A 21,214-nucleotide genomic window follows, 5' to 3' on the forward strand; every position below is an offset into this window, starting at 1 on the left:
AGCCATAAGGGGATACAATGAAAGAATTATTGGACAAATTATTACAGCGCCATAAGTACCTCGAACCGACGGCGGAGGAAGAACTCCGCCGTCAGGTCAACGTGCTTTATGGCGCTTTTACTGGTCTTATAGGGTCTGAGAAGATGGTCCTTCGGGCCAGCAAATACTCGGCCCTGTCGTATATCCATTCTGAAGATCCACGCCAGCGCCTGGTCGGCCTGCAGCGCCTGATCTACGAAGACGTCTCGTATGATAAAGTGCCTGATGACGAGGAAGTCATCAACGTCCTCAACGAGCTGGAAATGGTCCTGGCTGAAATGCTGGCCCGCCAGGCCGTCGAAGAACGACTGGAAAAGAAAATCAGCCAGCGCATGGATGAAAAGCAGCAGGAATACGTGCGGGAAATCAAGATGGAACTCATCAAGGAAGAACTGCACGATGTAGAAACGCCGCAGACCAAACGGAAACTCAAGGAACTGGACGACTTGGAAAAAGTCAGCCTGACGGAATCGGTCATGGAACGGGTCCGTCCCAAGCACCTCAGCGCCATCGTCGGCCAGGAACGGGCTGTCGAAGCCATGCAGAGCAAATTGGCATCGGTTTATCCGCAGCACCTGCTCCTTTACGGACCGCCGGGAGTCGGCAAGACGACGGCTGCCCGCATCGTCCTGGACGAAGCCAAGAAGCTGCCCTTCACGCCCTTTGGTCCCGATGCGCCCTTTGTCGAAACAGACGGCACGACGCTGCGCTGGGATTCGCGGGATATGACCAACCCCCTCATCGGTTCGGTCCACGATCCGATTTACCAGGGCGCCCGCCGCGATCTGGCCGATACAGGTATACCGGAACCGAAACCGGGCCTGGTTACAGAAGCCCACGGCGGTATCCTGTTCATCGATGAAATCGGAGAAATGGACCCGATGCTGCTCAACAAGCTGCTCAAGGTCATGGAAGACAAGCGGGTCCGTTTTGAATCGGCTTATTACGATGAAGATGACCCGAATGTGCCGAAATATATCAAGAAACTCTTTGCCGAAGGCGCACCGGCCGATTTCATCCTCATCGGTGCGACGACGCGGGACCCGTCGGAAATCAATCCGGCCATCCGGTCGCGGTGTGCAGAAGTCTTTTTTGAACCCCTCATCCCGGCGGATATCGAACAGATTGTGACCAACGCCGCTGTCCAGTTAGGGGCAGAACTCGAAGAAGGCGTAGCCAGGATGATCAGTGAATTTACCATTGAAGGCCGGAAGGCTGTCAATATCCTGGCCGATACCTACGGCCTGGCTGTCTTTAAATCGGGGTCCAAGGACCATGTGCGCATCACCTGCGACCATGTCCGCCGCGTCGCCCAGATCAGCCGCCTCGTGCCTTACGTGACGGAGAAAGCCAGCGATACGCCGGTCGTCGGCAAGGTCTTCGGTCTCGGCGTCGCCGGTTACCTCGGCTCGGCCATCGAAATCGAAGCCGTGGCCTTCCCGGCACGGGCGCCGGGGAAGGGCTATTACCGGTTCAACGACACAGCCGGTTCCATGGCCAAGGATTCCATGTTCAACGCCGCCGCTGTCGTCCGCCGCATGACGGGGAAGGAACTGTCTGATTACGACGTCAACATCAACTTCATCGGCGGCGGCAATATCGACGGCCCGTCTGCAGGCTGTGCCATTACGACAGCCCTCATTTCGGCCATTACGGGGACGCCGGTCCGCCAGGATATGGCCCTGACCGGAGAAATTTCCATCCAGGGGCAGGTCAAACCCGTTGGCGGTGTCTTTGAAAAGGCTTATGGCGCCCGCCAGGCCGGCATGAAGGGCATCATCATCCCAGAGGAAAATGCCCACGACATCCCGGAACGCCATTTGGGTCTCCATATCCACTATGCCGTCACCATCGACGATGTATTGAAATTGATGTTAGTCAAACAGGGGGAATCATAATATGGAACAGCGGATTCCACCGCAGAATGTAGAAGCAGAACAGGCCGTCCTGGGGGCCATGCTCTTATCCCATGATGCCGTCATCGTCGCCATGGAAAAGCTCCAGCCCCGGGATTTTTACCGCGATGCCCATCGCATCATCTTTGAAGCCATGGAACATCTTCATCGGGAGAACAAGGAAATCGACGTCATCACCTTGCCGGAAGAATTGAACCGCATGAAAAAAATGGACGACGTCGGCGGCGTCGGCTATGTCCTGAATCTGCCCAATATGGTAGGGACGGCGTCGAACGCCGAATACTATGCCAATATCGTCGTCGAGAAGGCCCTGTCCCGTAATCTCATTTCCACCTGTACCGAGCTGGCGACAGAAGCCTATGACGGCGAGAAGAAAACGGAAGACCTCCTGGACGATGCCGAACGGCGTATCCTTCAGTTGTCGGATACAAAGAACCGCGGCGATTTTGCTTCCGTCGGGACCGTCGTCGAAGCGACCCTCGATAAAATCACCAAGCTCTATGAAAATAAAGCGGGCCTGACGGGCCTGCCGACGGGATTCCGCGACCTGGACCGCATGACGTCGGGCTTGCAGCCGTCAGACTTGATCCTGGTCGCTGCCCGGCCGAGTATGGGCAAGACGGCCTTTACCCTGAACATCGCCCAGAACGTCGGCGTCCGCCAGCATAAGACGGTGGCCTTCTTTTCCCTGGAAATGTCTCAGGAACAGCTCGTCCAGCGACTGCTCTGCCAGATTGCCCATATCGATTCGCAGAAACTGCGCACAGGCCAGCTCAACAGCGATGAAGAATGGACGCGCCTGACCGATGCCTGCGACAAGCTCTATGAATCGCCTATTTATATCGACGATACGCCGGGCATTTCCGTCGCCGAAATGCGCTCGAAGGCGCGGCGCCTCAAATCGGAACACGGCCTGGACCTGATTATCGTCGACTATCTGCAGCTCATGCAGGGCCGTAATGCCGAAAGCCGGCAGCAGGAAATCTCCGAGATTTCCCGCTCCCTCAAGGCCCTGGCGCGGGAACTGAAAGTGCCGCTCATCGCCTTGTCCCAGCTCAGCCGAAGCGTCGAAAGCCGGCAGGATAAACGGCCCATGCTCAGTGACCTCCGCGAATCGGGGGCCCTGGAACAGGATGCGGACATCGTTTCCTTCTTGTATCGCGAAGATTACTACGACAAGGAAACGGAGAACCAGCACATCACCGAGGTCATCCTGGCCAAGCACCGCAATGGCCCTGTCGGGTCGGTCAAATTGTACTTCAAGAACGAGTTCACGTTGTTCCTCAACCTGGATACGCAGCATGAAGGCTAGTTTGACAAATTAATTTAAAAAAAGTGAAAAAAGTACTTGCATTATTCCGTGGGGTATAGTATACTAATCAAGTCAGCGGTTCTGACAGAGACTTTTGAAACGAGGTTCTGCCTCGTCAGAAGAAATAAGAAAAGCTGATAAAAAAGTTCTTGACAGAACGTCAGTCCTTTGATATAATAGACTACGTTCCACGGAACAGTAAGCCAACGTAGCTCAATTGGTAGAGCAACTGACTTGTAATCAGTAGGTTGTAGGTTCAAGTCCTATCGTTGGCTCCAGTAAATGGTGGGGTTCCCGAGTGGCTAAAGGGAGCAGACTGTAAATCTGCCGGCGTTTGCCTTCGAAGGTTCGAATCCTTCCCCCACCACCAATTATCGCGGGGTGGAGCAGTTGGTAGCTCGTCGGGCTCATAACCCGAAGGTCGTAGGTTCAAGTCCTGCCCCCGCTACCAAATTTTTTTACTGCAAGGTAAAAAACAACTTCATAATTGGCTTTGACCAGTTCATAAGCTGTTGTAGCTCAGTCGGTAGAGCGTATCCTTGGTAAGGATAAGGTCACCGGTTCAATCCCGGTCAATAGCTCCACACATGGCGGCTTAGCTCAGTTGGCTAGAGCATGCGGTTCATACCCGCAGTGTCCAGAGTTCGAATCTCCGAGCCGCCACCACACTAATAACCTCGTGCATACGAGGTTATTTCTATATGCAAAAATATTTTTTGTTTAAATTTATCCTTTTTTTTAAGCAAAGAGTATGGATGTGTGATAGAATACAAGTGGGTAGCTGTTTTTTTTCCTAAAGGAGGAAATGATTACAATGGCAAAAGAACATTATGAAAGAACAAAACCGCATGTCAATATCGGTACGATTGGTCACGTCGACCATGGCAAAACGACATTGACGGCTGCTATTACGAAAGTATTAGCAAAGAAGGGCTTTGCCAAGTTCGAAGATTACTCCGATATTGACAAGGCACCGGAAGAACGTGAACGTGGTATTACGATTAATACGGCGCACGTCGAATATGAAACGGAAAAACGCCACTATGCACATGTTGACTGCCCGGGGCATGCTGACTATGTCAAGAACATGATCACCGGTGCTGCTCAGATGGATGGTGCTATCCTCGTTGTATCCGCAGCTGATGGCCCGATGCCGCAGACTCGTGAACACATCCTGCTGGCCCGTCAGGTCGGCGTACCGGCTATCGTCGTATACCTCAACAAAGCTGACCAGGTCGACGACCCGGAACTGATTGAACTCGTTGAAATGGAAGTCCGTGACCTCCTGACTGAATATGATTATCCTGGCGATGAAGTTCCTATCATCGTAGGTTCTGCGTTGAAAGCCCTCGAAGGCGATCCGGAAGCTGAAAAATCCATCCTCGACTTGATGGATGCCGTCGACAGCTACATTCCGACTCCGCAGCGTCCGACAGACCAGCCGTTCCTGATGCCTGTCGAAGACGTCTTCACTATTACAGGCCGCGGCACCGTTGCTACAGGTCGTGTCGAACGCGGTACGATTAAAGTCGGTGACCCTGTCGAAATCGTCGGCCTCGCCGATAAACCGAAAGATACGGTCGTTACGGGCGTTGAAATGTTCCGTAAGATCCTCGACCTCGCTGAAGCAGGCGACAACATCGGCGCCTTGCTCCGCGGCATCGACCGTAAAGATGTCGAACGCGGCCAGGTCCTGGCTAAACCGGGCACCATTCATCCGCACACGAAATTCAAGGCTCAGGTCTATGTCTTGACCAAAGATGAAGGCGGCCGTCATACGCCGTTCTTCAACGGCTATCGTCCGCAGTTCTACTTCCGTACCACTGACGTAACGGGCGTCATCAACCTGCCGGAAGGCACGGAAATGTGCATGCCTGGCGATAACGTCAAGATGGATGTCGAACTCATCACACCGATTGCTATTGAAGCAGGCCTGCGCTTCGCTATCCGTGAAGGCGGCCGTACCGTAGGTGCCGGTGTCGTATCCGAAATCGAAGGCTAAAATATTGTTTGATCGTTGACTGTCAACTTCAAACTTGAAAAAGAGGCTGTCGCATATGCGGCGGCCTCTTTTTTGCGTGCCTTTATGCACAAGGTCACAGACCGTGAAAGATTTATCGCCTGGCTGCGATTTCGTAGGGGTCGCCCAAAGGGCGACCCGCTTGATTCTGAGGGAATCGCGGTTACAGTAATATGGAGCACCAAAGCCTCTCCTCATAGGAGAGGTGGCCCGAAGGGCCGGAGAGGTTAACCTCTCAGTCAGCTGCGCTGACAGCTCTCCTAGCAGGAGAGCCGGGCCACTAGCCCCTAGCCACTAGCCACGAACCCGGGTATAATAGAAGCACACACGAGAGGAGGGTGCAACTATGAATATTGCTGAAAATACGGCTGATACGGCACAGCAGGCGGCCCATGTCGTCCAGGCCGATGTCCAGAATCAGGTCACGCAGAGCGTCACGACGCTGGACCAGTTCAAGGAATTTTTGCTCAATCACGGCCCGGATGTCATCTATGCCATTGTCATCTTCATCGTTGGCCGCTACGTGGCCAGAGGGTTCAAGAACTTGGCTGTCCGCATGATGACTCATGCCAATTACGACCATACGGTCATCACCTTTGTCAGCCAGCTGATTTATTATGCCATCATGGCCCTGGTCCTGCTGTCGGCACTGAATAAGGCGGGGATTCCGACGAATTCCTTCCTGGCCGCTTTCGGTGCCTTCGGCCTGGCTGTCGGCCTGGCGTTACAGAACAATCTGTCGAATTTTGCTTCAGGCCTTTTGATCCTGATCTTCAAGCCTTTCAAAGCCGGTGATTGGATTGCCGTCGGCGGCGTAGAAGGCAGCGTCAAAGGGATACAGATGATGAATACGGCCATTACGACCAAGGACAATAAGACCATTTTCATCCCGAATTCTATCATCACGTCGTCCCAGGTAACCAATAGCTCTTACCAGGAAGATCGTTACATTACTTTTTTCTTCGATATCGGTTATCAGAATGACCACCATAAAGCCATTGCCTTGCTGAAACAGGTCTTTCAAGAAGATAAAAGGATCCTCAATGCCGATACCCTGGAAATCGGTATCCGTGAATTTGCAGAGAACTCCGTCCGCATCGCCGCCTTTCCCAGGGTTGCCAAGGCGGATTACTATCCCGTCTACTACGATATCATGTCTAAAGTCAAGGACACCTTCGATGCCAATGGCATCGATATCCCTTATCCCCAGCGCGTCGTTTACGTACAGCGGGAAGGGAAGTAGGGAAAGAAAAGGGGCTGTCGCACGCGCGACAGCCCCTTACTACGTGAAAAAAAGAATAAGGTCTTGAAATAAGAATGACTGCCAGAATGGAACAATATCCTTGCGTTTTTCGTCTAACTGAGGCAATACCTATACTTTAATAGCATTACTGAGCTGTTGATTTATTCCCTTTCTCTATTATATAATAATATCATATTGTTCGGGAATTAATTATTTAATTATTAATAGTTTTTGAGCATATAGTAAGTTCAAAATTGAACAAAGAAAGGGAGAATTTGTATTATGGTATTTTTATTGGCACTGTCACCGATTCTGTGGCTCATCATCTCGCTGGGCTTCTTGAAGATGCAAAGCTTCAAGGCTTGTCCGATTGCACTCATCATTTCTTTTGCTGTCGCCCTGGCTTGGTATCATATGCCTGGCATGGATGCCGCTACGGCTGCTCTGGAAGGCGTGGCCCTGGCATGCTGGCCTATCTTGCTGGTCATCATCGCCGCTATCTTTACGTATAATCTGACGCTGTACACCAAGAGCATGGACATCGTCAAGCACATGTTGACGACGGTCAGCAAGGACCGCCGCGTCCTGGCCCTGCTCATCGGCTGGGGCTTCGGTGCCTTCATGGAAGGCATGGCCGGCTTTGGTACGGCTATCGCTATCCCGGCCTCGATGTTGGTTGCCATGGGTTTCGACCCGATCAAGGCCATCCTGGTCTGCCTGGTCGCTAACTCCGTTCCTACGACGTATGGTTCCATTGGTATTCCGGCCAGCACTTTGGCTAACTTGACAGGTATCGATCCGGTACAGCTGTCGACATACATCAGCTTGCAGCTCTTGCCGCTCAATATCCTTTGCCCGTTCATCATCGTCGCCATCGTCGGCGGATCGCTGAAAGCCCTCAAAGGCGTCTTCATGATCACCCTGCTTTCGGCCCTGGGTCTGGCTGTGCCGGAACTCATCGTTTCGTCTTTTGTCGGCCCGGAACTGGCTGTCATGGGTGCGTCCATTGTCATCATGGCCCTCATCGTCGTCTATTCCCATTTCCGTCCTGTCAATGATCCGGAATATGCCATGGACATCAACCCGGCTCACGTACCGCTCCGCGGCGGTCTGCTGGCTTGCCTGCCCTTCATCTTGATCTTCGTCTTCTTACTGTTGACGTCGAAACTCGTTCCTTTCATCCATGCTCCGCTCATGGCTATTAAATCGTCGGTCCTCATCTATACCGGTCAGGGCGGCGTACCTTATACCTTCATCTGGGTCAATACACCGGGTATCCTCATTCTCCTGGCTGCCTTCATCAGCGGCAAAGCCCAGTCGGCCCGCTTCAGTGAAATGTTCTTCGTCTTGCTGAACACCATCAAAGGCCTCCGCAATACGATCATCACCATCATTGCCGTCATCGCTACGGCGAAAGTCATGGGCTACAGCGGCATGACATCGGATATCGCCCGCACGGCTGTCGAAGCGACGGGTATGATGTATCCGGCCATTGCACCGCTCATCGGCTCTGTCGGCACGTTCATCACCGGTTCCGGTACGTCCAGTAACGTCCTCTTCGGCAACCTCCAGACCGATGCTGCTGCCGCCATCAATGCCAATAAAGCCTGGCTGGCCGCTGCCAACTCGGCTGGTACCTGCGCGGGCAAGATGATTTCGCCGCAAAGTATCGCCATTGCCGTCGGGGCCATCTCCCTGACCGGCAAGGATAACGAAATCCTTCAGGCAATCATGAAAGTCTATGTACCATATATCATCCTCTTAGGGGCCATCGTCTACTTCGGACAGGTCCTGGTAGGGTAGGGAAAAAGGGACTGTCGCACATGCGACAGTCCCTTTCAAGTTGTTAGTGGCTAGCAGTTAGTGGTTAGTAGATGGTTTTAAATTTAAATGTTTTGCTGAAAGCTACAAACTTCATACTACAGACTATAAGGAGAAAGGGGCCTCACATAATAGCATGTGCTTTTGTGTGACAGCCCCTTTTCAGATGATTCAGGCGAGCCACGAACCACTAGCCACGAACCACTAGTCACAAAACTTCCCTTTACGAACTATTCTATAACGAAAGAATAAGTGCCGTTTTTCACATACTATAACGAATTATCATGCTTGGTTTTCAACAGTACTTTTTGGTCATGGCTATTTTACAGGGGTTTCCTAATTTATGATAAATAGTATCATTTTATTTTTGGGAATATTTGCTTTGAATGTCATTTATATGGCCATATATAGCTGTTTTCGTGGACAGAAAGGGTACGATTATCTTTTATATAAATAATTATAAATATCAAAATTTATAATTCTAAAGTGGAATGGATTTGTGCATTTTCCATGCATTTTAACTAATTTATCACGATTTATTCATTGACGTTATGGATTTTCCATGATATCATTCTAGTCAGTAATTCACCTTTGGAAAATTTTCACAAAGGCAGTACGACAGAAGCGTCGATACATTCCATTTAGCAGGAGGAAGTTACGGTAATGAGAAAAGTAGAAATCATTACAGCTGAACAAGCAGCTCAGCTCGTAAAAGACAACGACACGATTACGTCTATCGGCTTTGTCAGCAGCGCCCATCCGGAAGCACTGACCAAAGCTTTGGAAAAACGGTTCCTGGACACGAACACCCCGCAGAACTTGACCTACATCTATGCAGGCTCTCAGGGCAAACGCGATGGCCGTGCCGCTGAACATCTGGCACACACAGGCCTTTTGAAACGCGCCATCATCGGTCACTGGCAGACTGTACCGGCTATCGGTAAACTGGCTGTCGAAAACAAGATTGAAGCTTACAACTTCTCGCAGGGCACGTTGGTCCACTGGTTCCGCGCCTTGGCAGGTCATAAGCTCGGCGTCTTCACCGACATCGGTCTGGAAACTTTCCTCGATCCCCGTCAGCTCGGCGGCAAGCTCAATGACGTAACCAAAGAAGACCTCGTCAAACTGATCGAAGTCGATGGTCATGAACAGCTTTTCTACCCGACCTTCCCGGTCAACGTAGCTTTCCTCCGCGGTACGTATGCTGATGAATCCGGCAATATCACCATGGACGAAGAAATCGGGCCTTTCGAAAGCACTTCCGTAGCCCAGGCCGTTCACAACTGTGGCGGTAAAGTCGTCGTCCAGGTCAAAGACGTCGTCGCTCACGGCAGCCTCGACCCGCGCATGGTCAAGATCCCTGGCATCTATGTCGACTACGTCGTCGTAGCAGCTCCGGAAGACCATCAGCAGACGTATGACTGCGAATACGATCCGTCCCTCAGCGGTGAACATCGTGCTCCTGAAGGCGCTACCGATGCAGCTCTCCCCATGAGCGCTAAGAAAATCATCGGCCGCCGCGGCGCTTTGGAATTGACTGAAAACGCTGTCGTCAACCTCGGCGTCGGTGCTCCGGAATACGTTGCTTCTGTTGCCGGTGAAGAAGGTATCGCCGATACCATTACCCTGACCGTCGAAGGTGGCGCCATCGGTGGCGTACCGCAGGGCGGTGCCCGCTTCGGTTCGTCCCGCAATGCCGATGCCATCATCGACCACACCTATCAGTTCGACTTCTACGATGGCGGCGGTCTGGACATCGCTTACCTCGGCCTGGCCCAGTGCGATGGCTCGGGCAACATCAACGTCAGCAAGTTCGGTACTAACGTTGCCGGCTGCGGCGGTTTCCCCAACATTTCCCAGCAGACACCGAATGTTTACTTCTGCGGCACCTTCACGGCTGGCGGCTTGAAAATCGCTGTCGAAGACGGCAAAGTCAAGATCCTCCAGGAAGGCAAAGCCAAGAAGTTCATCAAAGCTGTCGACCAGATCACTTTCAACGGTTCCTATGCAGCCCGCAACGGCAAACACGTTCTCTACATCACAGAACGCTGCGTATTTGAACTGACCAAAGAAGGCTTGAAACTCATCGAAGTCGCACCGGGCATCGATATTGAAAAAGATATCCTCGCTCACATGGACTTCAAGCCGATCATTGATAATCCGAAACTCATGGATGCCCGCCTCTTCCAGGACGGTCCCATGGGACTGAAAAAATAAATCTCTGCTGTAAAGGAGACTTTACTATGAAACCAATGAGACTACATCACGTAGGCATTGTCCTGCCGACCTTAGAAAAAGCCCATGAATTCATGCAGAATAATGGACTTGAAATCGACTATGCCGGCTATGTCGATGCTTACCAGGCTGATCTCATTTTCACTAAGTTTGGTGAATTTGCCAGCCCGATTGAAATGATTATCCCGCACTCCGGTGTGCTTACCCAATTCAATGGTGGCCGCGGCGGCATTGCCCACATCGCCTTCGAAGTGGACGATGTCGAAGCTGTCCGCCAGGAAATGGAAGCAGATTGTCCGGGATGCATGTTAGAAAAGAAAGCTGTCCAGGGTACGGACGACATTATCGTCAACTTCCGCCGCCCGACAACCAACCAGGGTATCCTCGTTGAATATGTTCAGACGACAGCACCTATCACCGGCCGCGGCGAAAATCCTTTCGTTAAGAATCTCGGCCCGGAAAAAGGGAAGCTCAACGAAACATGGCATCCCATGCGCCTGCACCATATCGGCATCGTCTTGCCGACCTTGGAAAAGGCCCATGAATTCATCAAGACCAATGGTCTGGAAGTGGATTATTCCGGTTTCGTCGACGCCTACCATGCGGATCTCATTTTCACTAAAAAAGGTGAAAACAGTACGCCTATCGAATTCATTATTCCCCGTGAAGGGGTCCTCAAAGATTTCAATCATGGCAGGGGAGGTATCGCTCATATCGCCTTTGAAGTGGATGATGTCGAAAAGGTACGTCAGATTATGGAAAGCCAGAAGCCTGGTTGCATGCTCGAAAAGAAAGCCGTCCGGGGAACGGACGATATCATCGTCAACTTCCGCCGTCCCAGCACGGACGCCGGCATCCTCGTCGAATATGTCCAGACCGTAGCTCCCATCAATCGCAGCAATCCCAACCCTTTTAATGATTGATTTTTTATAAAGAAAGGTGAAAACTGTGTATACTCTCGGAATCGACGTTGGTTCTTCTTCTTCCAAGGCAGTCATCCTGGAAGATGGCAAGAAGATCGTCGCCCATGCCGTCGTTGAAATCGGCACCGGTTCGACCGGTCCGGAACGCGTCCTGGACGAAGTCTTCAAAGATACCAACTTAAAAATTGAAGACATGGCGAACATCATCGCCACAGGCTATGGCCGTTTCAATGTCGACTGCGCCAAAGGCGAAGTCAGCGAAATCACGTGCCATGCCAAAGGGGCCCTCTTTGAATGCCCCGGTACGACGACCATCCTCGATATCGGCGGTCAGGACGTCAAGTCCATCAAATTGAATGGCCAGGGCCTGGTCATGCAGTTTGCCATGAACGACAAATGCGCCGCTGGTACGGGCCGTTTCCTCGACGTCATGTCGAAGGTACTGGAAATCCCCATGTCTGAAATGGGGGACTGGTACTTCAAATCGAAGCATCCCGCTGCCGTCAGCAGTACCTGCACGGTTTTTGCTGAATCGGAAGTCATTTCCCTTCTTTCCAAGAATGTCCCGAAAGAAGATATCGTAGCCGGTGTCCATCAGTCCATCGCCGCCAAAGCCTGCGCTCTCGTGCGCCGCGTCGGTGTCGGTGAAGACCTGACCATGACCGGCGGTGGCTCCCGCGATCCCGGCGTCGTCGATGCCGTATCGAAAGAATTAGGTATTCCTGTCAGAGTCGCTCTGCATCCCCAAGCGGTGGGTGCTCTCGGAGCTGCTTTGATTGCTTATGATAAAATCAAGAAATAAGTCAAAGGAGAGAACAAAATCATGAGTGAAGAAAAAACAGTAGATATTGAAAGCATGAGCTCCAAGGAAGCCCTTGGTTACTTCTTGCCGAAAGTCGATGAAGACGCACGTAAAGCGAAAAAAGAAGGCCGCCTCGTTTGCTGGTCCGCTTCTGTCGCTCCTCCGGAATTCTGCACGGCTATGGACATCGCCATCGTCTATCCGGAAACTCACGCAGCTGGTATCGGTGCCCGTCACGGTGCTCCGGCCATGCTCGAAGTTGCTGAAAACAAAGGTTACAACCAGGACATCTGTTCCTACTGCCGCGTCAACATGGGCTACATGGAACTCCTCAAACAGCAGGCTCTGACAGGCGAAACGCCGGAAGTCCTCAAAAACTCCCCGGCTTCTCCGATTCCCCTTCCGGATGTTGTCCTCACTTGCAACAACATCTGCAATACCTTGCTCAAATGGTATGAAAACTTGGCTAAAGAATTGAACGTACCTCTCATCAACATCGACGTACCGTTCAACCATGAATTCCCTGTTACGAAACACGCTAAACAGTACATCGTCGGCGAATTCAAACATGCTATCAAACAGCTCGAAGACCTTTGCGGCCGTCCCTTCGACTATGACAAATTCTTCGAAGTACAGAAACAGACACAGCGCTCCATCGCTGCCTGGAACAAAATCGCTACGTACTTCCAGTACAAACCGTCGCCGCTCAACGGCTTCGACCTCTTCAACTACATGGGCCTCGCCGTTGCTGCCCGCTCCTTGAACTACTCGGAAATCACGTTCAACAAATTCCTCAAAGAATTGGACGAAAAAGTAGCTAATAAGAAATGGGCTTTCGGTGAAAACGAAAAATCCCGTGTTACTTGGGAAGGTATCGCTGTCTGGATCGCTCTCGGCCACACCTTCAAAGAACTCAAAGGTCAGGGCGCTCTCATGACTGGTTCCGCTTATCCTGGCATGTGGGACGTTTCCTACGAACCGGGCGACCTCGAATCCATGGCAGAAGCTTATTCCCGTACATACATCAACTGCTGCCTCGAACAGCGCGGTGCTGTTCTTGAAAAAGTTGTCCGCGATGGCAAATGCGACGGCTTGATCATGCACCAGAACCGTTCCTGCAAGAACATGAGCCTCCTCAACAACGAAGGCGGCCAGCGCATCCAGAAGAACCTCGGCGTACCGTACGTCATCTTCGACGGCGACCAGACCGATGCTCGTAACTTCTCGGAAGCACAGTTCGATACCCGCGTAGAAGCTTTGGCAGAAATGATGGCAGACAAAAAAGCCAATGAAGGAGGAAACCACTAATGAGTCAGATCGACGAACTTATCAGCAAATTACAGGAAGTATCCAACCATCCCCAGAAGACGGTTTTGAATTATAAAAAACAGGGTAAAGGCCTCGTAGGCATGATGCCCTACTACGCTCCGGAAGAAATCGTATATGCTGCAGGCTACCTCCCGGTAGGCATGTTCGGTTCCCAGAACCCGCAGATCTCCGCAGCTCGTACGTACCTTCCTCCGTTCGCTTGCTCCTTGATGCAGGCTGACATGGAACTCCAGCTCAACGGCACCTATGACTGCCTCGACGCTGTTATCTTCTCCGTTCCTTGCGACACTCTCCGCTGCATGAGCCAGAAATGGCACGGCAAAGCTCCGGTCATCGTCTTCACACAGCCGCAGAACCGTAAGATCCGCCCGGCTGTCGATTTCCTCAAAGCTGAATACGAACATGTCCGTACGGAATTGGAACGTATCCTCAACGTAAAAATCTCCGACCTGGCTATCCAGGAAGCTATCAAAGTATATAACGAAAACCGTCAGGTTATGCGTGAATTCTGCGACGTAGCTGCTCAGTACCCGCAGATCTTCACTCCGGTAAAACGTCATGACGTCATCAAAGCCCGCTGGTTCATGGACAAAGCTGAACACACCGCTTTGGTCCGCGAACTCATCGACGCTGTCAAGAAAGAACCGGTACAGCCGTGGAATGGCAAAAAAGTCATCCTCTCCGGTATCATGGCAGAACCGGATGAATTCCTCGATATCTTCAGCGAATTCAACATCGCTGTCGTCGCTGACGACCTCGCTCAGGAATCCCGCCAGTTCCGTACAGACGTACCGTCCGGCATCGATCCCCTCGAACAGCTCGCTCAGCAGTGGCAGGACTTCGATGGCTGCCCGCTCGCTTTGAACGAAGACAAACCGCGTGGCCAGATGCTCATCGACATGACTAAGAAATACAATGCTGACGCCGTCGTCATCTGCATGATGCGTTTCTGCGATCCTGAAGAATTCGACTATCCGATTTACAAACCGGAATTTGAAGCTGCTGGCGTTCGTTACACGGTCCTCGACCTCGACATCGAATCTCCGTCCCTCGAACAGCTCCGCACCCGTATCCAGGCTTTCTCGGAAATCCTCTAAGAATCGCCTGAATCATCAAACATCTGGGCGGGACTCCGAAAGGTGCCTGCTACATGATACATTGCCTGTTTTCAGGCAGACAGATTTGCAGCTTGCGGCCCCCATTGTACGGGCTGCAAGCTGTCAATGATGCTTTAAAGACGGCTCTGCCGTTTTTAAATAAAAACATAAAACCATATATAATCTATTAGGAGGAAACTCAATCATGGAATTCAAACTTTCTGAATTACAGCAAGATATCGCAAATCTCGCAAAAGATTTCGCAGAAAAAAAATTAGCTCCCACTGTCAAAGAACGTGACGAAAAAGAAGTTTTCGATCGTGCTATCCTTGACGAAATGGGTACTCTCGGCCTTCTCGGTATTCCCTGGGAAGAAGAAAACGGCGGCGTAGGCGCTGACTTCCTCAGCCTCGCAGTTGCTTGCGAAGAAGTAGCTAAAGTTGACCCCTCCATCGCTCTCAGCTTCGAAGTACACACCATGCTCTGCTCCTGGCCGATTTGGAAATTTGGCACAGCTGAACAGAAAGCTAAATTCCTCAAACCCCTCGCAGAAGGCACAAAACTCGGCGCTTTCGGCCTTACTGAACCGAACGCTGGTACCGACGCTTTGAACGGTTCCACCGTTGCTACGAAAAACGAAGACGGCAGCTACACCTTGAACGGCTCCAAAGTCTTCAACACCAACGGCGGCGAAGCTGACGTTACCGTCGTATTCGCTTCCACGGACAAATCCAAAGGCGCTAAAGGCATGAGCGCTTTCATCCTCGAAAAAGGTATGGAAGGCTTCACCTATGGCAAAGAAGAAGTTAAAATGGGTATCCGCGCTTCCGTACAGCGTGAACTCGTATTCCAGAACGTAAAAGTTCCGGCTGAAAACCTCCTCGGCAAAGAAGGCGAAGGCTTCAAGATCGCTATGATGACCCTCGACGGCGGCCGTGTTGGCGTTGGCGCACAGGCTCTCGGCATTGCGGAAGGCGCTTACAATGCAGCTGTTCAGTATGCTAAAGAACGTACACAGTTCGGCAAACCGATCGCTAAATTCCAGGCTATCAGCTTCATGCTCGCTGACATGAAACTCAAAATCGAAACGGCTCGCCTCGCTGTCTACAAAGCAGCTTGGAAAATGGCTCAGCCCGACGTTAAATCCTACTCCGTAGACGCAGCTATCGCTAAGAAATACGCTTCTGACGTAGCTATGCAGGTCACCACCGATGCTGTCCAGGTATTCGGCGGCTATGGCTTCACTCGCGAATACCCGGTTGAACGCTACATGCGCGACGCTAAGATCACTCAGATCTACGAAGGTACCAACCAGGTACAGCAGATGGTTATCTCCGGCGCAATCCTCAGATAATCAAAGAGTTTCCTAACAGAACTCTCCTCCTTTCGAAACACGTATAGAAATAGTATAAAACAGTATGAGATAAAACCGCTTACAAAGAGAGGCTGTCGCCGATGCGACAGCCTCTCTTTTTGCGTTTGGAGCGCCTTTACACCAAGGCTTGATAGCACTTTTCCGATATGGGGACGGGCACGCCATACTGATGGGCCAGGCGGATGAGGGCGCCGCTGAAGGTATCCAGTTCGCTCTGGTGACCGGCAGCGATGTCTCGTTTGAGGGAGCTCGTGGCGTCCATGTCGTCGCTGCCCAGGATGCGCCGGTACTGGTCGTCGACGACGTCATCGGGCAGGGGAACGCCGGCAGCCTTGCCGACGTCATAGGCTTCCTGCAGGAGGGCCCGGAATTCTTCCTTGCCCTGGGGCTGGGAGAGGGCTCCGCCGATAGATGTCCGGTAATATGCCGTCAGGACGTTGTAAGCGCAGTTGAGGATGAATTTGCGCCATATTTCGACGGTGATGTTCTCTGCGATGCAGCAAGTCAGGCCCGGATGATTTAGGACATCGTAGACCTTCTTCGTCGCTTCAGCGTCATCGGATCCGATGTAGATACGGGCGAAGCGCCCTTCCTGGCGGATGGAATAGTCTTCTTGATAAGACGATGTGATGTAAATGGCTGAGTCAACGATTTTCCCGTTCTTCATGATGGATGTAGCCGTATCGTGATAGGTGAAGCCATTGAGGACGGGGACGACGATCGTATCGTCACCGATGCAGGGCAGGACCGCTGTCAGGGCTGCTTCCAGGGAATAATTCTTGACGCAGACGAAAATCACATCCTGTATGCCTGCCGAAGATGGATCATCGGTGACAGCCGGGTGGGCGACGTGGTGGCCGAAGAAGTCGCTGTGGACGACGAGGCCCTTCGTCTGGAGCGATTCTTTGCGCTTTTTCCGGGCAACGAGTGTCACATCATCATAATTGGCACAGAGGACGGACGCGATATATCCCCCGACGCCGCCAATGCCAGTAACCATAATTTTCATAGTATCAACCTCTTTCGATGAACAACGTACATCTTATTATCGCACAGGGCTGGATAAAGGGCAAATAGGGAAGGGTATGCCCAAAAAGTATATAAAAACAACATATGAACACTTGAACATATTTAACTTTAATGGTATCATGGAGGCAAATACAAAGGATTCCCAAAGGAGGCATATCTATGGCAGAAGAATTTTTGAAAGACCACGGCTGTTCCTGCTGCAACGGCCATCACGACGAAGACGAAGGCATCAAACTGAATGAAGTCGGCACCTGCAGTTGTGGCTACGGCGACGATGAGGACGATGAAGAAGAAAGTCCCTTGTGGACCCTCATCGCCGGTACCGTCCTCTTTTTAATTACCTACCTGACGAATATCATCCCGGAAGCCGTTTCCCTGCCGGCTTATATCATCGCCTATCTGCTCTTAGGCTATGGCGTTCTGCGGGAAGCTGGGGAAAATATCATGAAGCGCCGGCCTTTCGATGAAAATTTCCTCATGGCCGTCGCTACCATCGGTGCTTTTGCTATCGGGGACTATCCGGAAGCTGTCGCCGTCATGCTTTTCAGCCGCATTGGCGAAGCCATGGAAGACCGGGCTGTCCACCGCAGCCGCAAACAAGTGGCCGCTGCCATCGATATGCGTCCAGAAGTGGTCCACCGCTTAGGGGCTGATGGCTCGACGGTCACGATTCCGGCGAAAGAAGCCATAGCCGGTGATGTCGTCGTCGTCCGCGTCGGCGACCGCATCCCCCTGGACGGCATCGTCACGGCCGGCGAGAGCCTTATCGATACGTCGGCCTTGACCGGGGAACCAGTGCCGGTCATCTGCCGGGAAGGGGCGGAAGTCCTGTCGGGCAGCATCAATACGACAGGTGTCCTGCAGGTCAAAGTGACGAAGCCCTTGGACGAATCGATGGTCACAAAAATCCTGGAGTCCGTCGAAAGGGCAGCGGCCCGCAAGCCGAAAATCGACCGCTTTATTACCCGTTTCTCCCGCATCTACACGCCGGCTGTCGTCGCCATCGCCGCCGCTACGGCTATCGTCCCATCCCTGGTGACCGGCCAGTGGCACTACTGGATTTACACGGCCCTGACCTTCCTGGTCATCAGCTGTCCCTGCGCCCTGGTCCTCAGCGTACCTTTGAGTTTCTTTGCCGGTATCGGCGCGGCGTCCAAGCAGGGCATCCTCTTCAAGGGCGGCATTGCTATGGAACAGATGAAGCATATCAAAGCTGTCGTCTTCGATAAGACCGGGACCATTACCAAAGGCAATTTCGTCGTCCACCAAGTTCTCCCTGCCGATAACCGCAGTGCCGATGACGTCCTCTGCCTCTGTGCGTCGGCAGAACAGGCGTCGAACCATCCCATTGCCCGCAGCGTCGTCGCCCAGGCTTGTGAACAGGGCCTGCGCCTTACAGAACCGTCGGCCATGGAAGAAATCGCCGGCCAGGGCCTGAAAGCCCGCGTCGGCAGCCATGACGTCCTCTGCGGCAATCGCCAGCTCCTGGACGGCCAGCACATCACCTTGCCGGCCATGGATAAGGTGGAATACGGTTCGGAACTGTACGTCGCCGTCGATGGGGCCTATGCGGGCCGGGTGGTCATTTCGGACACTATCAAAGACGATGCCGTCGATGCCATTCAGGCTATTTCCCGTATGGGCATTACGACGGCCATGCTTACTGGCGATTCCCAGCAGGCAGCGGACTACATCGCTTCCAAGACGGGCATCGACGATGTCCGGGCCAAGCTGTTGCCGCAGGATAAAGTCAACCAGATGGATGTGCTGCGCCAGCAGTACGGTCCGGTCCTCTTCGTCGGCGACGGCATCAATGATGCGCCTGTCCTGGCCGGGGCCGATGTCGGTGCCGCCATGGGAAGCGGGGCCGATGCGGCTGTCGAAGCGGCCGATGTCGTCTTCATGCAGTCCCGTGTCAGCGCCGTACCGGCAGCGCTCCACCTGTCCCGGGAAACCATGAAGATCGCCATGGAAAATGTCGTCTTTGCCTTAGGCATCAAAGCCGTCGTCATGATCGCCGGTTTTGCCGGCTATGCTTCCATGTGGGCTGCCGTCTTTGCCGACTCCGGCGTGGCCGCTCTCTGTGTCCTCAATTCAGTGCGCATGCTTTACAAAAAATAAAGCCTTTCTGGCAAATAGGTAATAAAAACGTTTAACCAAATTAATAATATAACGTTTAACGGAATAAAATTTAAAAATATTAATAAAAAGCCTTGACAATCAGCCTCTTTTCATGGATAATAGGCACATCACACAAACAGGGCACTGTGAAAGCAGTGCAGATATACTGACGATGAACGGGTAAAAGACGAGATCCCATCCTCTGCAGAGAGCCGGCGGTGCTGAGAATCCGGCGAGGTGCAATCGTCCGACTTCGCCCGGGAGTTTCTGTACCGACTGTTTTTCTAGGGAATTGAGGTACAGACGCAATCCCGCGTTATAGGATGTCTGTCAAAGACACTGAGTATAATGACAGGGTGGTACCGCGACTCATCGCCCCTGTTGCTCCGCCGGAGCAGCAGGGGCTTTTTATATCCCCTGGGTGTGACTTTTACAGTATTCATTATCAATTTATGTTAGGTATTTTGGTATTCAGGTAAAGAGGTATTGGCTATGGAAAAAGCAATGGGTAAGATCATGACCGCCGCAGCTGAAACGCGGGCTGCTGCTGGTACGATGACGAACTTCCGATGGAAAATCGCGTTTTTAATCTTTTTAATCAGTTTTGTCGCTTATATGGACCGCGTCAACCTTTCCGTTGCAACGCCGGTCATCATGCAGGAATTTGGTTTCACCAAAATCGACATGGGCTTCATTCAGACCTGTTTCTTCGCCAGCTACGCTTTGATGCAGGTCCCCGGCGGTATCCTGGCTGAAAAATTCGGCATGCGCAAGACCGGGGCTTTGGCTATTCTTTGGTGGTCCGTCTTCACGGCCCTGACTGCCTTAGCTAAAGGCAAGATCAGCTTCGCTGCTGTCCGCCTGGCTTTCGGCCTCGGCGAAGGTCCCGTTTTCCCGTCCTTAGGGGCTGCCACCTTTACGTGGTTCAATAAACACGAAAAAGGCAAGGCCAGCTCGTCCATCTTATTAGGCACCTTCTTCGGCCCCGTCGTCGGTCCCGTCGCTACAGTCGCTCTCATGGGCCTCTTCGGCTGGCACGCCGTCTTCATCATCTTCGGTCTCGTCGGCATCGCCCTGGCCTGGGTATGGCACCGCTTCGCCTGCGATAATCCGGCAGACAGCCCTTATGTCAATGCGGAAGAAGCTGCTTACATCAACGAAGGCCGTTCGGCTGACTCCCTGAAGAAAGCCGTCGCTCCCTGGAGCAAATTCCTTCGTTCGACCCAGTTCTGGGCTGTCGGCATCCAGTTCATGGTCGTCGACTACATCATGTACGTCTTCCTGGCATGGCTTCCCATGTATTTGACGGAAGTTCACAACATGTCCCTGAAATCCATGGGCTTCTGGGCTTCCTGCCCGTGGATTGCTTTGATGGCTATGGTCTTCTTAGCCGGCTTCGTTTCCGACAAGATCGCCAATGGCAGCCACAGCGAAATGCAGTATAAAATGCGTACCGTTACGGCCATGGCCGGCGTAGCCGTTACGTCTCTCGGCCTGTACATCGCATCTCATACGGCCGACCCGGCTATGAACATCTTCTGGATGTCCGTTTCCCTCGGTGCTTTGGGCTTCGCTATGAGCGCCAGCTGGTCTTCCGTCATCTCCCTGGGCGGCAAATACACCGGTTCCGTTTCCGGCTGGATCAACCTCTGGGGCAACATCGGCGGCGTCCTGGCTCCGATTGTCACCGCTTTCTTCGTCACCAACTACGGCTGGAACAATGCCTTCACGGCAACGTCCCTGTTCGGCATCATCGCCATCGTAGCCTGGATCTTCGTAAAACCGGGCAAACAACTCGTCCCGCAGGATAAGTGATTAGTGGCTAGGGGCTAGTAGGGGCCGTCCCAAAGGGCGGCCCGCAGACCGCAGGCCGCGGATACATTCGTAGGGGCCGTCCCAAAGGGCGGCCCGCAGACCGCAGGCCACGGATACATTCGTAGGGGCCGTCCCAA

The 21,214-nt window shown here is 52.5% G+C and carries 14 protein-coding genes and 5 tRNA genes; 18 read left to right on the forward strand and 1 reads right to left on the reverse strand.

Translation table 11 applies throughout. The features are described from left to right. Window positions 1-17: 17 nt before the first annotated feature. The 16 genes from lonC to C6362_RS05310 all read left to right on the forward strand — a co-directional run bounded on the left by lonC (window position 18) and on the right by C6362_RS05310 (window position 16,091). Window positions 18-1,937, forward strand: a complete 1,920-nt coding sequence (lonC, locus tag C6362_RS05235) for a Lon family ATP-dependent protease (RefSeq protein WP_014015700.1) — start codon at window positions 18-20, stop codon at window positions 1,935-1,937. A 1-nt stretch (window position 1,938) separates the two neighbouring features. Further along, window positions 1,939-3,267: a replicative DNA helicase gene (gene dnaB / locus C6362_RS05240; protein WP_014015701.1), complete on the forward strand. Its 1,329-nt coding sequence runs from the start codon at window positions 1,939-1,941 to the stop codon at window positions 3,265-3,267. Between the two features lie 202 nt (window positions 3,268-3,469). Beyond that, window positions 3,470-3,545: transfer RNA gene (locus C6362_RS05245), tRNA-Thr, on the forward strand. A gap of 6 nt (window positions 3,546-3,551) precedes the next feature. Continuing rightward, window positions 3,552-3,637: transfer RNA gene (locus tag C6362_RS05250), tRNA-Tyr, on the forward strand. Window positions 3,638-3,642: 5 nt separating this feature from the next. Beyond that, window positions 3,643-3,718: transfer RNA gene (locus tag C6362_RS05255), tRNA-Met, on the forward strand. A gap of 57 nt (window positions 3,719-3,775) precedes the next feature. Then, a tRNA-Thr gene (locus C6362_RS05260) sits at window positions 3,776-3,851 on the forward strand. A 5-nt stretch (window positions 3,852-3,856) separates the two neighbouring features. Next, window positions 3,857-3,933, forward strand: a tRNA-Met gene (locus tag C6362_RS05265). 148 nt (window positions 3,934-4,081) lie between these two features. Further along, complete coding sequence (gene tuf, locus C6362_RS05270) at window positions 4,082-5,269, forward strand: elongation factor Tu (RefSeq protein ID WP_014015702.1); 1,188 nt, start codon at window positions 4,082-4,084, stop codon at window positions 5,267-5,269. Window positions 5,270-5,633: 364 nt separating this feature from the next. Beyond that, a complete protein-coding gene (locus tag C6362_RS05275; RefSeq protein WP_014015703.1) occupies window positions 5,634-6,530 on the forward strand; it encodes a mechanosensitive ion channel family protein in 897 nt (298 codons plus the stop codon). Window positions 6,531-6,812: 282 nt separating this feature from the next. After that, window positions 6,813-8,333 (forward strand): L-lactate permease, encoded by a 1,521-nt coding sequence (locus C6362_RS05280; protein ID WP_014015704.1) that lies wholly within the window; start codon window positions 6,813-6,815, stop codon window positions 8,331-8,333. Between the two features lie 681 nt (window positions 8,334-9,014). After that, window positions 9,015-10,568 carry a propanoyl-CoA transferase Pct gene (pct, locus tag C6362_RS05285; RefSeq protein ID WP_014015705.1) on the forward strand — a complete coding sequence of 518 codons (1,554 nt, stop codon included), beginning with the start codon at window positions 9,015-9,017 and terminating at the stop codon, window positions 10,566-10,568. 26 nt (window positions 10,569-10,594) lie between these two features. Next, window positions 10,595-11,509, forward strand: a complete 915-nt coding sequence (locus tag C6362_RS05290) for a VOC family protein (protein WP_014015706.1) — start codon at window positions 10,595-10,597, stop codon at window positions 11,507-11,509. A 25-nt stretch (window positions 11,510-11,534) separates the two neighbouring features. Continuing rightward, window positions 11,535-12,311, forward strand: a complete 777-nt coding sequence (locus C6362_RS05295; protein ID WP_014015707.1) for an acyl-CoA dehydratase activase — start codon at window positions 11,535-11,537, stop codon at window positions 12,309-12,311. A gap of 21 nt (window positions 12,312-12,332) precedes the next feature. After that, the gene (locus tag C6362_RS05300) at window positions 12,333-13,619 is read left to right on the forward strand and encodes a 2-hydroxyacyl-CoA dehydratase subunit D (protein WP_014015708.1); all 1,287 of its coding nucleotides are present in this window, start codon (window positions 12,333-12,335) and stop codon (window positions 13,617-13,619) included. Then, window positions 13,619-14,737 carry a 2-hydroxyacyl-CoA dehydratase subunit D gene (locus C6362_RS05305; RefSeq protein ID WP_014015709.1) on the forward strand — a complete coding sequence of 373 codons (1,119 nt, stop codon included), beginning with the start codon at window positions 13,619-13,621 and terminating at the stop codon, window positions 14,735-14,737. Before C6362_RS05300 ends, C6362_RS05305 begins: the two co-directional genes overlap by 1 nt. A 205-nt stretch (window positions 14,738-14,942) precedes the next feature. Then, window positions 14,943-16,091 (forward strand): acyl-CoA dehydrogenase, encoded by a 1,149-nt coding sequence (locus C6362_RS05310; protein ID WP_014015710.1) that lies wholly within the window; start codon window positions 14,943-14,945, stop codon window positions 16,089-16,091. Window positions 16,092-16,227: 136 nt separating this feature from the next. On the opposite strand, the gene C6362_RS05315 is transcribed toward C6362_RS05310, so the two are convergent. Further along, window positions 16,228-17,121, reverse strand: coding sequence for a ketopantoate reductase family protein (locus tag C6362_RS05315; protein ID WP_014015711.1), 894 nt, complete (start codon window positions 17,119-17,121; stop codon window positions 16,228-16,230). Between the two features lie 179 nt (window positions 17,122-17,300). Between C6362_RS05315 and C6362_RS05320 the strand changes: the two genes are divergently transcribed. Both C6362_RS05320 and C6362_RS05325 read left to right on the forward strand, forming a co-directional pair. After that, window positions 17,301-19,262: a heavy metal translocating P-type ATPase gene (locus C6362_RS05320; RefSeq protein ID WP_014015712.1), complete on the forward strand. Its 1,962-nt coding sequence runs from the start codon at window positions 17,301-17,303 to the stop codon at window positions 19,260-19,262. A 492-nt stretch (window positions 19,263-19,754) separates the two neighbouring features. Next, complete coding sequence (locus tag C6362_RS05325) at window positions 19,755-21,077, forward strand: MFS transporter (protein ID WP_014015713.1); 1,323 nt, start codon at window positions 19,755-19,757, stop codon at window positions 21,075-21,077. Window positions 21,078-21,214 lie beyond the last annotated feature (137 nt).

Source organism: Megasphaera elsdenii DSM 20460, assembly GCF_003010495.1.
GTDB classification, from domain to species: Bacteria; Bacillota; Negativicutes; order Veillonellales; family Megasphaeraceae; genus Megasphaera; species Megasphaera elsdenii.

Bases quoted from the DNA above. Each gene is read 5' to 3' on its own strand.
- C6362_RS05305 (WP_014015709.1), top strand. From the start codon at position 13,619: ATGAGTCAGATCGACGAACTTATCAGCAAATTACAGGAAGTATCCAAC.
- C6362_RS05320 (WP_014015712.1), top strand. From the start codon at position 17,301: ATGGCAGAAGAATTTTTGAAAGACCACGGCTGTTCCTGCTGCAACGGC.
- C6362_RS05310 (WP_014015710.1), top strand. From the start codon at position 14,943: ATGGAATTCAAACTTTCTGAATTACAGCAAGATATCGCAAATCTCGCA.
- C6362_RS05300 (WP_014015708.1), top strand. From the start codon at position 12,333: ATGAGTGAAGAAAAAACAGTAGATATTGAAAGCATGAGCTCCAAGGAA.
- C6362_RS05275 (WP_014015703.1), top strand. From the start codon at position 5,634: ATGAATATTGCTGAAAATACGGCTGATACGGCACAGCAGGCGGCCCAT.
- dnaB (WP_014015701.1), top strand. From the start codon at position 1,939: ATGGAACAGCGGATTCCACCGCAGAATGTAGAAGCAGAACAGGCCGTC.
- C6362_RS05280 (WP_014015704.1), top strand. From the start codon at position 6,813: ATGGTATTTTTATTGGCACTGTCACCGATTCTGTGGCTCATCATCTCG.
- C6362_RS05325 (WP_014015713.1), top strand. From the start codon at position 19,755: ATGGAAAAAGCAATGGGTAAGATCATGACCGCCGCAGCTGAAACGCGG.
- tuf (WP_014015702.1), top strand. From the start codon at position 4,082: ATGGCAAAAGAACATTATGAAAGAACAAAACCGCATGTCAATATCGGT.
- lonC (WP_014015700.1), top strand. From the start codon at position 18: ATGAAAGAATTATTGGACAAATTATTACAGCGCCATAAGTACCTCGAA.
- C6362_RS05290 (WP_014015706.1), top strand. From the start codon at position 10,595: ATGAAACCAATGAGACTACATCACGTAGGCATTGTCCTGCCGACCTTA.
- C6362_RS05315 (WP_014015711.1), bottom strand. From the start codon at position 17,121: ATGAAAATTATGGTTACTGGCATTGGCGGCGTCGGGGGATATATCGCG.
- pct (WP_014015705.1), top strand. From the start codon at position 9,015: ATGAGAAAAGTAGAAATCATTACAGCTGAACAAGCAGCTCAGCTCGTA.